Below are 13,031 nucleotides of genomic sequence, written 5' to 3' on the forward strand. Positions count from 1 at the left end.
CACGTACTTGAACTACCGTTCAGTACGAAGCTGATGGACGTTCCTACCAGGCGGTAACTGCAAGTTTCAATACCGGGGAGATACCGAGTCAGCCAGCGGCCACCGAGAACACGTGAATGTGTCCGAAACCACCGCTGGGAGGCGGAAGTTCAAGTGTTTGAAGGCTTTTTCCGGCCAGTAGCGGCAGCGTCTTTGCAAAGACATAGGTGGCGATCTGCTGTTTCCCTGAAGGCATCCAGTTCCGGTACGTCATCTGCGCGACGACGGTGTTGCCGTGCCCGACCGCCTCGGTGCCACCACCCCGGGTCCAGTCCGTGAAGCCCAGTACTACGGATTGCCGCGTCCCATCGGTGTAGACGATCGTGGCCGTCCCGGAAACACCCGTCGGCCAGCCGGACGACGCCCCGAGCACTCCCAGCTTCGTCGCGCCCGCCGGAGCGGTGACCGGAATCGACTGGCCTTCGGCGACGAAGTTGTCCCGATCTCCCGCCGCCGTCGACGGCCAGCGGTAGTGGATGCCGCCGCTGACGACATCAGCACCAGGCGCCAGCCCGGCCGCGGTGAGCGCCTGCCGGGAGTAGCTCGCCGCCGCGTTGTCGAAGTCGGCCGAGCCGAGTTGGGTGTCGTCGCTGATCCCCGCGTTGGCGCGATGACCGGAGAAGCCGACGTCGAAGACATGCAACCGGCCCGACGCCGGCGCGGTCGGCAGCGTCACGCCGACGACGGTCTTGGCGGCGTCGATCGGGAAGGAGGCGGAGTACAGGTAGGTCCGTACTTGCTCCGGACCGCCGGCCCAGTAGTTGTTGCGGTACGGCATGTCCGCCGCGACGACGTTGTCGGCCCGCTTCTGCACAGTGCCGCCCGCCAGGGTCCAGTCGCTGAAACCGAGTTGGACGGCCGCGCTGGTGCCGTCGGCGTACCGGACGGTCGCAGTACCGGCTGCTCCGTCCATCGCGCCCTCCGCGCTGCCGAGGAAGCCGATCCGGTTGGCGCCCGGCGGACTCGAGACGGTCAGCGTCTGACCTGCCGCGACCACGTTGTCCGGCCGGCCGGCCCGGATGTTCGGCCAGACATAGTCGATGCCGCCAGCTACGAATTTGCTGCCGGGAATCACGCCGAGAGTCTGCAGGGCCGCGACGGCATAACCCGAGCCGAAGTTGTCGTAATTGGCTTCCCCAGGGTCGCTGTCGTGGCTCGTTCCGTTGTTGTCGGCAACGGAAACGGCGTCCGACGAGTACGACGGTGGCGCCGCGTCCGGCGTCGTCGCCCAGCCCGTTCCAGCCTGGCTGCCGAGGACGACGCTCATCGTCGCACCGGTGGTGAGCGTGCCGGCCGGCAGGAAGGCTTTGTTCCAGGCTGCGCCGTCGACGGTCATGCTCTGGACGTACGGCGTACCGACAGAGGCCGCCGGCGCGTTGATCGTGAGCGTTTTGCCGCCCTGCAGACGGACGACCGTCTCGGGGAACAAGGGGCTGCCGAGGACGAGGTCGGCCGTGCCTGGAGTAGCCGGATAGAGGCCGATCGCGGACCAGACGTACCAGGACGACAGCGACCCGAGATCGTCGTTGCCCGCCAGGCCGTCCGGCTTGTTGGCGAACAGTTCGGTCTGGACCCGGCGGACCACCTCCTGGGTCTTGTCGGGCCGCCCGGTGTAGGAGTACAGCCACGGCGTACCGAAGCTCGGCTCGTTCCCCATCCAGGCGTACTCGCCGGCGATCTGGTTGAGCTGCTGGAAGTGCGTGTCGAGGTACTGGTTCATCGCGCCCGGCCCGCCCTTGGCCGCGATCAGCCCGGCCGCGTTGAACGGCACCATCGGCGTGTACTTCCACGAGTTGCCTTCGGCCCAGTCGTCGAACGAGAAGTCCGTCGGACTGAAGTTCTCCTTCCACGCCCCGCTCCCCCGGCGCGGCTGCACGAACCCACTCGCCGGGTTGAGCAGGTACTGCCACCCCTGCGCCCGATCGAGAAACTTCGCCCGTACGGCGGTGTCGCCGCGCGCCCCGGCGAACGCGGACAACGCGAAGTCGGCGATGTTGTACTCGAGCGAGGTCGACACCGTGCCCGTGTGGTCGCAACAGCCGAACCCGCCGTCGGTCGGCAGATAGCCGTGCGTGTCGAGGTAGCCGTTGCCCGGCCGGATGTCCGACCGCCCGGTCGCCTCGTCGACCATCGCCGCCTGTGCCTTCGCGGCATCGAAGTTGCGGGCTCCGAACGCGTAAGCCGACGCGATGATCGGCAGCGCCGGATCGCCGACCATCATGTACGTCTCGCTGTTCGCCACCGGCCACTTCGGCAGCCTGCCCGACTGGTCATAGGCCAGCAGCATCGACCGGATCATGTCCGAGGTCTGCGCGGGCGCCACCAAGGCGCTCAACTGGATCTGTGATCGATAGGTGTCCCAGCCGGAGAAGTTGGCATAAACCGCCGACTGCCCCGCGGGCACCGTATGGACCGCCTTGTCGAAACCGAGGTACTGCCCGTTCGAATCGCTGAACACATTGGGATGCAGCAACGAGTGGTAAAGCGCCGTGTAGAAAGTCTTCTGCGAATCCAGCGTCCCGCCACCGATCTGGATCCCGGTCAGCAAACTGTTCCACGACGTCTTGGCGGCCTGCTCGACCACCGCCGGATCCCAACTGGCCAGGGAATCCCGGTTTCCCTGCGCGTTGGCCACACTGACAAACGAAATCCCGACCTTCGCCTTCACCACCGTCCCCGCCGGGAACGTCAACGCGATCCCACCGTCACCGGTGTAAAGCGGCGGCGCTCCCCACTTGGCCGAAGCCGTGAAGGCCTTGTCGAACTTCACCGCGTAGTACAGCCGGTAGTGATTGCCCCGGATACAAAAGGCCCCGGCGCCGGTCCACCCAGTCACCTCGGTCGTACTGACCGCCGTCACCGCACCCTCGGACGCCGCCGCTCCGCCTGCGGTCTTGAGCAACAACGTCGCCGCCGTCCCCGCCGGAAACGTGAACCGCCCAAGCCCCGCCCGCAGCCCAGCCGTCAACTCCACCTTCACGCTGTTGGCCAACGTATTGGCGTAATACCCCGCCCGCGCAACTTCCTTGGCGTGGCTGAACCCCACCGTGGCTTTGTTCTTGTCCGCCGGAACCGTCCCCGTCACCGGCAGAAACGGCAGATCCCCATAGGCCCCACACCCAGCCCCACTCATCCGGGTGACCCCGAACCCAGCCAACGCGGTAGCCGCATAGTCATAATCCCCACCCGGCCACCGAGGCGAAGTATCCGGCCCCCACTGCACCATCCCGAACGGCACCGCCGGCCCCGGAAACGTATTCCCCGCATTCCCTTCCTGCCCAGCCTTCTGAGCAGTCCCCACCATCGGATTGACCAACGCCGCCGGATCAGTCACCAACGCGGTCGAGGCAGCAACGGCGGTGGTGACCGGCAGCAACCCCAACAGCAGAAGCCCACTGACGGTGCCGCTGATCGTCCGGCTCAGAGTCCCTAACATACGTTCGTACCGGGAAGGCCTGGGACGTCCGGCACATAGCCACCCCAGTACAAGTTCGCTTGCGACTCGAACGGGTTCGGCAGTCCTTGTTTCCAGGCCGCCAGTCCAGCGGCTTCGTAGAGGGCGCCGAACCCGATTCCGTATTTCGCCCACTGAGTGGTGTGAATGTATTCGTGTTTCAGGAGCCGCCGCCCCTGAGCCTGCGCGACGGCGGTGCCCCGAGCATCCGCCAGGCCCGCGGTCCTGAGCGCCTCGCATCTGATCTGGAAGTTGAAGTCACTCTCGCTCCCGGGATAGCCCAGATAGTCCCCCAGCGTCAGCGGACGCTTCTGACCCGCGCTCAGATCGATGTTGAAGCAGATGACCATCTCGTTGCTGTTCTTACATGTCTTGCCCCTGGTGGCGAGTTTTGCCGCCAGGTTCGGGGCACCGTTTCCCGACCGGCCGGTGGCGTAGCTGTACCACCGGACCTTCGGCACCCCGGTCACCGTCGCCGACCAAGGGCCCCAGCCCCGCGAGTTGGAGCTGCGGACCTTGAACTCGAAGGCCGCGATGTCCTCCGAGTAGACAGACGCCACCGGGTCCTTCAGAGCACCGTCGAGATAGACGGCCCCCGTCAACCGGTTGCGTTGCCAGACCTGGTAGTACTCCAGGTCGACGGTCGTGTCGAACCAGCCCACCGTGATACCGGCCTCGTGCTCGGACGGAGTGAAGATGATCGGTGCCGTCGGAACCGGCGGGATCGGCGTTGCGACGGCTACCGGAGAAGGAGCCGACACACCGGCTTCGTTGGCCGAGCGGACCCGGAATTCGTACCGCGTGTTGTTGGCCAGCGGCAGGATCGTCCACTTGGTTTGGCCGGCGACCGGGAGCGGCAGCCGGATCCAGCCCTTGCCTGCGACGCGGTACTCGATCCAGTAGTAGACACCTGTCGGGGTGCCGTCCGACCAGTCGATGGTGACCTTGCGGTCCGCGGCTGACGCGGTGATGGAGGCCGGTGCGGTCGGGGCCGGTGGCATTGGGCGGGCGGTGTCGACCGGGGACGGCGCCGAGGTACCGGACAGGTTGTTGGAACGGACGCGGAACTCGTACGTGACCGCGTTCCGCAGGAACGTCACCTTCAACGTGCGGGCGCTGATCGGGAGTGGAAGGCGGCTCCAGTTCCCACCGGCCGGGCGCATCTCCACCCAGTACAAGATGCTCGCCGGTGTGCCTGCCGACCAGCTGAGGTTGACGAAACCATTGCCCGGTGTCGCCGTCAGGCTGGTCGGCGCGGTCGGGAACGGAGGCATCGGGCGGGACTCGACGATGTTGGTGCCGCCGCTCTCGCCGATCCCGTTCTGTGCGGAGACCCTGAAGGCGTACGTCTGCCCGTTCTGCAGGAGTCCGGCTGTCATCGACGTACCGGTGACTGGCAGCGGCAGTCGCTCCCAGGCGTCGCCAGAGGTCATGTTGCGCTGATAGACGATGTACTGGACACCGCTGGTCGTGCTGCCGGTCCAGGACAGCTTCACCTGGCCGTCCTGAGCGACTGCTGTCAGGTTCTTGGGAGCGACCGGCAGACCGCCGTACGACGTCGCCGACGCGACCGCGGACAACGCGCCCAGCCCGCCCTGGTTCTCGGCCGCGACCTTGAACTCGTACTTGTGTCCCGCCTTCATCAGCCCGAGCTCAGCAGTCTTGTCCAGGCTTGGCAGCCCGAGCTTGGTGAAGGTGGTCTGGCCTGCCGTCACGTCACGCTGGTAGACCCAGAAGCTGACGTTCGCGACTCCGTTCCAGTCCAGCCGGATGGTCGCGTCCCCCATCGCCCGGGCCACCAGACCCGTCGGGGCCGGTGGCGGGTTGTAGTGCGAGGTCGCCCGCACGACACCACTGATCGGCCCGTCGATGCCGTTTGCATTGGGCTGGACCTTGAACTCGTAGACATGTCCGTGCTTGAGGTAGGCCGCGGTGAAGGCACCCTTGTCCGTCGGGTACTCGAGCTTGACGAAGGACTCTCCTGCCGTCACGTCCCGCTGGTAGACCCAGAAGTAGGTGCTGGGCACATCGCCCCAGGTGACCTTGATGGTTCCGTCCGTCTGCGCGGCGGCGACCAGGCTGGTCACGGGCGCCGGTGTCGGGAACTTCGGCGTCGCCTGAACAGCCGCGGACAGTGCGCCTTCTCCGTTCGGCCCGATCCCGGACACCTTGAACTCATAGGTGTGCCCGTTCGACAGGTATCCCGCGGTCATCCCGGTTCCGGCCGCGATCGGCAGCGGCAGCTTGGTGAAGGTGGTCTCGCCGTCGGTCACGTCACGCTGGTAGACCCAGTACCAGATGTCGTCGCCAAGGCTCCGCCAGGCCAGCTTCACCTCACCGTCGCCGGCGGTCGCGGCCAGGTTCGCCGGTGCGGCCAGCTTGGGGTAACTCGATCGCGCGGCGGTAGCGGCGACCTTGGCCGACTCCCCACCGTCGTTGTAGGCCGTTACCGCGAACTCGTAGCTGTGCCCGTCGGCCAGATAGGCTGCCGTCATCGACGTACCGGACGAGATCGGCAGCGACAGCCGGACGAAATCGGTCTCCTCCGCGGTGACGTCGCGCTGATAGACCCAGTACCAGACGCCTGGCGTGGTCGACGCGGTCCAGGACAGCGCGATGGTTCCATCAGCGGCTGGGACGGCGGTGAGGTCTGCCGGTGCGGCCGGCGGGATTCCCACCGGAGTCGCGGTGATCACGGTGGAGTGCGGCGAGTCGCCGCCGGCACCACGCGCGATGACGTAGAACTCGTGCTGCTCGCCGATCTGGAGACTCTTCACCACCAGGGATCGCTCGCCGGCGCCGACCGTTGTCGCCGAGACGAAGGTCGAGTCCGGTTGGTCGACGCTGCGGTAGAACACCTCGTAGTTCCAGACCTGGGGGACGCCCTCCCAGGAGACGCGGACGGCACCAGTGCCGTCCGGTACGGCGGTCACCCCCACGGGGGCCACCGGAGGCACGATGTTCATCGTGATGGAGGCCGTCGCCGAGCGGGGCCCCTCGCCGTTGTCGTTGGCCGCCGTGACGGCGAACTGGTACGTCTTCGCGTGCTTCACGAACGAGATGTCTGCGGTCGTCTCGGTCACCGGGTCGGGCTCGCGGGCGAAGGTGGTCTGACCGTCCGTCACGTTCTTCTGATAGACCCAGTACCTCGTGGCTCCGGGTACGGCGTTCCAGCTCAGTTCCGCCTCCCCGGCGATCGTCTGGGTCACCGCCTGCCCGGTTACCTGAGCGGGCACGGTCGACGGGTCCGGGACCGGCACCGGCCAGTTGGTGTCGACGAATCTCGGTCGGTAGATGTGGGCGTCCGTGGTGTTGCCCGTCGCGGACAGGCTGTTGACGTTGTACGACCAGAGCAGCCGTCCCGGTGAGGTCAGATCGGTGTGCACGTGGACGTCGTACACGATCTGGTCGTTGCCCTGTCCCGGCTCGGGTGCCTTGTGAATGACGACCGGCTCTGCGAACGGTCCGACCGGACTCGTCGCCGGGTAGGCCACGAAGTCGTCGCGGAAGATCCCGTGGGCCTGCTGGGTCAGCAGCACCCAGCCGGTCGGCGTCTTCTGGACGCCGAAGGTGGTCCCCACCCCGCTGAGGATCCGCGCGGAGGCCGCCTCGTCGGCTACCCAGGCGGAACCGTTCCAGTACTGCCAGGGAGCCGACAGGTCGGAGTTCGTCCGTGCAACATGGGCGAAGCGCATCAGAGTGTCCGACACGTATTCCGAGCCGTAGACGTAGGTGTAGCCACCGTCCTGAACCATCTCGACACCCCAGGCGACCTTGTCGCCGACGGGGAGCGCGACGGCCGATTCGAGGGCGAAGGTCGAGGCGTTGAAGGTCGCCAGACTCGTGCCCTGCAGATCCATGTCGAGTGCGCCCTGGCCGGAGCGGGCGAAGCGGTTGTAGGCGACCAGGAGCTTGCCGCCCGAGACCACGCCGTCGCCGACCCAGAAGAAGTCGCCGTCGGCGTTCGGGGGCATCAGCGCGGAGGGCGCTGCCGGCGTACCGCGGAAGATCGACTGCATGCTGTCGCCGGACTGGATCACCATCGAGTTGTTGATCATCGGGGTGTTCGCCGGCCGGCTCTTGTCCGCGTTGACCGGGCCGATGTAGGTGTCCGAGAACAGCCAGGCGACCCGGCCGTCCGGCAGCAGGACAGAAGCCGTCGCGTCGGCTCCGCTCCATTGACCGGAGGTGTCGCCGTAGTCGGTGAAGGCCGCGTTGAGCTGAGCGGCGGTCCGCTGTCCGACCGGAGTGGCTGCCCGGGCGGACGGCTGGGCGATCACCAGCCCCGCAACGATCAGCGCGATGGAAATCAGCAAGGCCGGAATTCGCCTGCCCCGGGGGAAAATCGCAGTCGTCATTGCCCCACCCCTTCAAGTGTGCTCGAAGGCTAGAAGTCGGCGGGAACCGCCCACAAGCGGGAGTTGCTGCAACGTGTGAGGGCTTGACAGTGAGGGCGATGTGGGCTGGTGGGTGGGGGTGGCACTAGCGTTGGGGTATGACCTCAGAGACGACTCCCGAGCAGCCGGTCGAGCCGAAGTTGGGGTTTTTGCGGAGTGCGACCGTGGTGGCGGTCGGGATGGCTGTCATGAATGTGGCGGCTTACGGGTTCACGTTGTTCGCGGTGCATCGGCTCGTGCCGGAGCAGTTCAGTGCTGTGGTGGCGTTGCTGGGGTTGTTGCTGATCGGGAACGTCGTGCCGCTGGGGTTGCAGGCGTCGGGAGCGCGGCGGATCGCTACGCATACGGGGGCGGGGCGGGAGGCGCTGGCAGATTCGTTGCTGCGGGCGGGGCGGCGGTCGGCGCTTGGGTTGACTGTGGTGTGCCTGTTGGCCAGCCCGCTGTTGATTTGGCTGCTGCACATCGACTCGGTGCTTGCGGTGATCCTGTTGGCGCCGACGCTTGGCGGGCTGACGCTGATGGGGTCGCAGCTCGGAGTGCTGCAGGGCAGCGAGCGGTGGACCGAGTTGGCGGCGATGTACACGGCTGTCGGCGTTGGGCGGTTCGCCTTCGGGGCCGGGGCGTTGGTGATTCACCCGAGTGTGACCGCGGCGATGATCGGTGTCGCGGTGGGTGCGGCGGTACCGCCGTTGGTGGGGTCTTTCCTGCTTCGCGGGTCCAAGGGTGGTACACCGGAGCAGGTCAAGGAAGTGTTGCGGGAGACGATCCACGGCACCCACGCGCTGCTGGCGTTCTTCGCCATCGCGAATGCGGACGCCTTGCTCGCCCGGGGCCTGATGGACGGCCAGCACAGCGGGTACTACGCGGCCGGCGTGATCGTCGCCAAGGCGTGCCTTTTCCTGCCCCAGTTCGTGATCGTGATCGTCTTCCCCTCGCTGGCCAGCTCCCCCGGCGACACGCTGCGGCTGCGGCGCGCGATCCAGGCGGTCGCGGCGCTCGGCGTGTGCTGTGTCCTCGGTGCGTTGCTGCTGCCGGATCTGGTGGTGACGGTTGCCGGAGGCAAGGACAAGTACCCGGTACTGGGCGATTTCGCCTGGATCTTCGCACTCGCCGGTTCCGCGTACGCCGTCCTGCAGCTGGTCGTGTACGCCGCGATCGCCCAGCAGGAGAAGCGTGCCGCCCTGGTGATCTGGATCGGCCTGGCCGTGCTGGCGGTCGCCGCCCTGATCGTCATCGGCACGGACCTCGCCACCGGCTTCACCGCCATCAAGGTCCTGGCCGCGATGACGGCCGCCTGCGCCATCGCCCTGTCGGCCGTGCTGGCGACCGGACTCCACCGCCAGACGGCCGACAAGGCGTAGTACTCACCAGAGACTGGACTTGGCGAACTTCCGCGCCAGCGTGTTCGCCAGCACCAGCAGTACCAGACCGATCACCGACCGGAACAGCCCGATCGCCGCGGCATAACTGAACTGCGGCACCTGGGACGCGAAGCCGAGCTTGTAGACGTAGGTGTCGATGACCTCCGACGTCTGCAGGTTCAGCGTGTTCTGCAACAGCAGCACCTTCTCGAACCCGACCGACATGATCGAGCCGATGTTCAGGATCAGCAGGATGACGGCCACCGGCCGGATCGCCGGCAGGTCGATGTGCCAGACCCGGCGCAGCCTGGACGCGCCGTCGACGATCGCCGCCTCGTGCAGCTCCGGCGAGACGCTGGTCAGCGCGGCCAGGTAGATGATCGCCGAGAACCCCATCGTCTGCCAGGCGCCGGACCAGACGTACAGGTGCCTGAAGTAGTCCGGATTGCTCAGCACGTCGATCGGCCCGATCCCGAACTGGCCGAGAACATGATTCAGCACGCCGCTGTTCGGGTCGACGATCACCACGATCAGGCCGACCACGACGACGGTCGAGATGAAGTGCGGCGCGTAGGTGATCAGCTGCACCGAGCGCCGGTACCACCGGCGCCGCGCCATGTTGAGGCCGAGCGCGAGCAGGATCGGCAGCCAGAACGTCGCCACCAGCTCGTACAGGTGCAGGATCAGCGTGTTCTTGATCAGCCGCCAGAACTGGTACGACTCGGCGAACCGCTCGAAGTGCTTGAGGCCGACCCAGCGGCTGCCGAGGATGCCGTCGACCACGTTGTAGTCCTTGAAGGCGATGATCGCGCCGTACATCGGCCAGTAGGCGAAGATCGCCAGCCAGATCAGCGGTACCGCGAGCATCGCGTAGAGCTGCCAGTTGCGCCGCATCCGCGCAACCAGGCCAAGGCCGTTCTTGGCGCCGGCGCGCGTGGCCGGAGCGGTACGTCGTACCAGGGTTTCGGTGGCCATCGGCGTCAGCCCTTCAACGAGCCGACCATGGCCCCCTTGACGAAGTGCTTCTGCACGAAGGGGTAGATCAGCAGTGGCGGAATGGTGGCGATCACGATCAGCGAGAACTTCAGCTGCTCCTGCAACTCCTTCATCCGGATCAGCTCGGCGGTGTCGCGGACCTGGGACGGGTCGAAGTTGTTCTGGATCAGGATCTGGCGCAGCACCAGCTGGAGCGGGAACAGATGCTCGTTGGTCAGGTAGATCAGCGCGTTGAACCAGGAGTTCCACTGCGCGACGGCGTAGAAGAGCAGGTTCACCGCGATGATCGGTTTGCTCAGCGGCAGCACGATCCGCCAGAAGAAGCCGAAGTCGGTGCAGCCGTCGACCTTCGCGGCCTCGACCAGCTCCTCGGGGATCGTCGACTGGAAATAGGTGCGGGTGATGATCATGTTCCAGACCGCCAGCGCGGCCGGCAGGATGATCGCCCAGCGGGTGTTCAGCAGGCCGATCCGGTCCACCACCAGGTACGTCGGGATCAGGCCGCCGTTGAACATCATCGTGAAGACGAACAGCGCCATGATGATGCCCTTGCCGGGCAGCCCTTTGCGGGACAGCGGGTACGCCGCGAAAAGGGTCAGCACGGTCGCGAGCAGCGCGCCGCCGGCCGCGTAGACGACGGAGTTGCCGAAGCCGCTGACGATCGAGTCGTAGTCGAAGACGGCCTTGAACGACTCGATGCTGAAACCGACCGGCCACAGCCAGACCTTGCCGGAGACGACGTTCTTCGGATCGCTGAGCGAGGCGCTGACCACATAGACCAGCGGATAGAGCACGGCCAGCGTGAACAGCCCGAGGGCGGTGTAGTTGCAGATCAGTACGATCCGATCGGACCGGGTCTCTTGCACCGGAGCGGGCGCCTCGGTTGCCGTAGCCATCGCCGTCACCCCTGGTAGGTCTCGTAGGCGGCCTGCTGGATCTCGAGATAGGGCCGCAGCCCGATCTTTGCGATGCGATCGGTGTAGTCGCGCCACTGCCCGTCGTCATGCGGATCGAGCTTGCCCGTGACGAACTTGGCCAGGGAGGTGGTCACCTCGCCCTTGAGATTGAGGCCGATCTCGGCGTCCTGCGCGGCCTGGTCGGCTTCCAGGGTGACCGGCGGGAACTGCATCTCCATCGGCTGCTTGTATGGGAACAGCTCGTCCCGGGTCTGCGTGTAGAGCGGTGACTCGAAGGTCGCCTTCTGCGGATTCACCCGTTCGGCCAGCCGGAAGTCGCCAGAGCGGTACATCACGCCGTACTGGTCCCAGGTCTTGCCCTTGGTCGCGTCGGAGTTCCAGGTCGCGTCGAAGCCGTAGATCGACTGCTTGCCGTTGATGCCCTTGTCGCCCTTGACCGACCAGCGGAAGTCCGGGCCGGCGTACGAGCGCAGTACGGCCTCGAGATCCATCTGGAAGTCGGCCCAGCGGACCAGGAGGTCGGGGCGGCGGCACTTGCGGGTGATGACGAGAGTGGAGACCTCGAGGCCGACTTTGAGGTAGTTCCAGGCGGCGTACCGGGTGCCGTCCGGGCCCTTCAGTGGTGGGATGGTCTCGTACTGATGCCAGCGCGCGTTCGGGTCGGTCTGGTCGATGGTCATGAACGAGCCCCAGTAGTACGCGCGGGCTCCACCGATCACGGGCCCGCCGGGGTTGTTGCCGTACCGGTTCATCTGATCCTGGTCGGCGGTGAAGATGTCCTTGTTCAGCAGGCCGTCGGCGTACAGGCCGCGCAGGTACTTGAGCGCCTCGCGCCATTCGTCCTTGACGTAGTTGGCCGCGACCTTGCCATCGTCGACCACCAGCCAGGGGTCGCCGGGGTTGTAGAGGAAGGCGTTCATGAAGTAGCTGTCCAGCGGCGCGTCCTTGAAGCCGGCGAACGGGACCGTCTTGCCGCGACCGCCGAGATCGGCCTTCTTGAACGCGGTCAGCACCTCGCGGAACTCGTCGGTGGTCGTCGGGATCGCCAGGCCGACCTTGCGGATCCAGTCGGCGTTGAGGAAGGTCCGGCCGTTGGATGCACGGCAGTGGTAGCAGTCGTTGATGTCGGGGAAGCTGTAGATGCCCTTGTCCGGGGCAACCATCAGCTTGCGCGCCTCGGGGTAGTCCTTCATCGCTTGCTGGAGATTGGGCGCGTACTTGGCCAGATACGGGTCGAGATCGACGAAGAGGTTCTGCGCGCCGTACAGGTAGAGCTGGGAGCGGGTGAAGGTGATGCCGAGGAAGGCGTCGGGGATGTCGCCGGCCGCCATCATCGCGTTGACCTTCGTCATCGTCTCCGGGTCGTCACCCTTGCCGGCCACCTGACGGAACTGGATCCTGATGCCGGTCTTCTGTTCCATCCACCGGGTGAACTCGTTCTTGGACCAGTCGCCGACCGTCAGGTTCTGCGGGACGACCACGGTGAAGGTAACCGGCTCGGTGACGATCGCGCGCTGCTCGCGCGCCACCGGTCCGACGTACCCGGGTGGGTAGTTGATCCCGGTCTTCTTGGCGCCCAGTGGCGTCGGCGGCGCCTCGAGGCTGTCGGGACTGGCACCCACCGACTGATCACCCGAGCCGCATCCGGTCAGTAGTCCACTACTGCCGAGCGCGGCGGTGATTCCCAGTGCTCCCGCTACGAAGGCCCTTCGCAGTACTCCGTCTCCGGTCTGATCTTCTGGCATCCCGCCTCCTGATGCAGATGATGAGATATCCGATAGGATCTCGGATCCTTGATCAGGCAGGGTGCCACGTAACGTTTAACCAGGGAAGAGGATGGTCACCTGAGGTGATTAATTTTCCACAG

General features: G+C 66.1%; 6 protein-coding genes. 1 reads left to right on the forward strand and 5 read right to left on the reverse strand.

What is annotated here, in order from left to right; translation table 11 throughout:
• Positions 1–88 precede the first annotated feature (88 nt).
• Both ABD768_RS04935 and ABD768_RS04940 read right to left on the reverse strand, forming a co-directional pair.
• Positions 89–3,475 carry a GH92 family glycosyl hydrolase gene (locus tag ABD768_RS04935; RefSeq protein WP_344837770.1) on the reverse strand — a complete coding sequence of 1,129 codons (3,387 nt, stop codon included), beginning with the start codon at positions 3,473–3,475 and terminating at the stop codon, positions 89–91.
• Positions 3,469–7,851: a fibronectin type III domain-containing protein gene (locus ABD768_RS04940; protein ID WP_344837771.1), complete on the reverse strand. Its 4,383-nt coding sequence runs from the start codon at positions 7,849–7,851 to the stop codon at positions 3,469–3,471. Before ABD768_RS04940 ends, ABD768_RS04935 begins: the two co-directional genes overlap by 7 nt.
• 137 nt (positions 7,852–7,988) lie before the next feature.
• Between ABD768_RS04940 and ABD768_RS04945 the strand changes: the two genes are divergently transcribed.
• Positions 7,989–9,251 (forward strand): lipopolysaccharide biosynthesis protein, encoded by a 1,263-nt coding sequence (locus tag ABD768_RS04945; RefSeq protein WP_344837772.1) that lies wholly within the window; start codon positions 7,989–7,991, stop codon positions 9,249–9,251.
• A 3-nt stretch (positions 9,252–9,254) separates the two neighbouring features.
• Here the strand turns inward: ABD768_RS04945 and ABD768_RS04950 are convergent, their stop codons facing one another.
• Genes ABD768_RS04950 through ABD768_RS04960 form a run of 3 tightly spaced genes read right to left on the reverse strand, consistent with a single transcriptional unit; the run spans position 9,255 to position 12,909 of the window.
• Positions 9,255–10,226, reverse strand: coding sequence for an ABC transporter permease (locus tag ABD768_RS04950; protein WP_344837773.1), 972 nt, complete (start codon positions 10,224–10,226; stop codon positions 9,255–9,257).
• A gap of 5 nt (positions 10,227–10,231) precedes the next feature.
• Positions 10,232–11,143: a carbohydrate ABC transporter permease gene (locus tag ABD768_RS04955; RefSeq protein ID WP_344837774.1), complete on the reverse strand. Its 912-nt coding sequence runs from the start codon at positions 11,141–11,143 to the stop codon at positions 10,232–10,234.
• Between the two features lie 5 nt (positions 11,144–11,148).
• Complete coding sequence (locus ABD768_RS04960; RefSeq protein WP_344837777.1) at positions 11,149–12,909, reverse strand: extracellular solute-binding protein; 1,761 nt, start codon at positions 12,907–12,909, stop codon at positions 11,149–11,151.
• Positions 12,910–13,031 lie beyond the last annotated feature (122 nt).

Origin of the sequence: Kribbella ginsengisoli, from assembly GCF_039537185.1 — a bacterium.
GTDB lineage: Bacteria > Actinomycetota > Actinomycetes > Propionibacteriales > Kribbellaceae > Kribbella > Kribbella koreensis.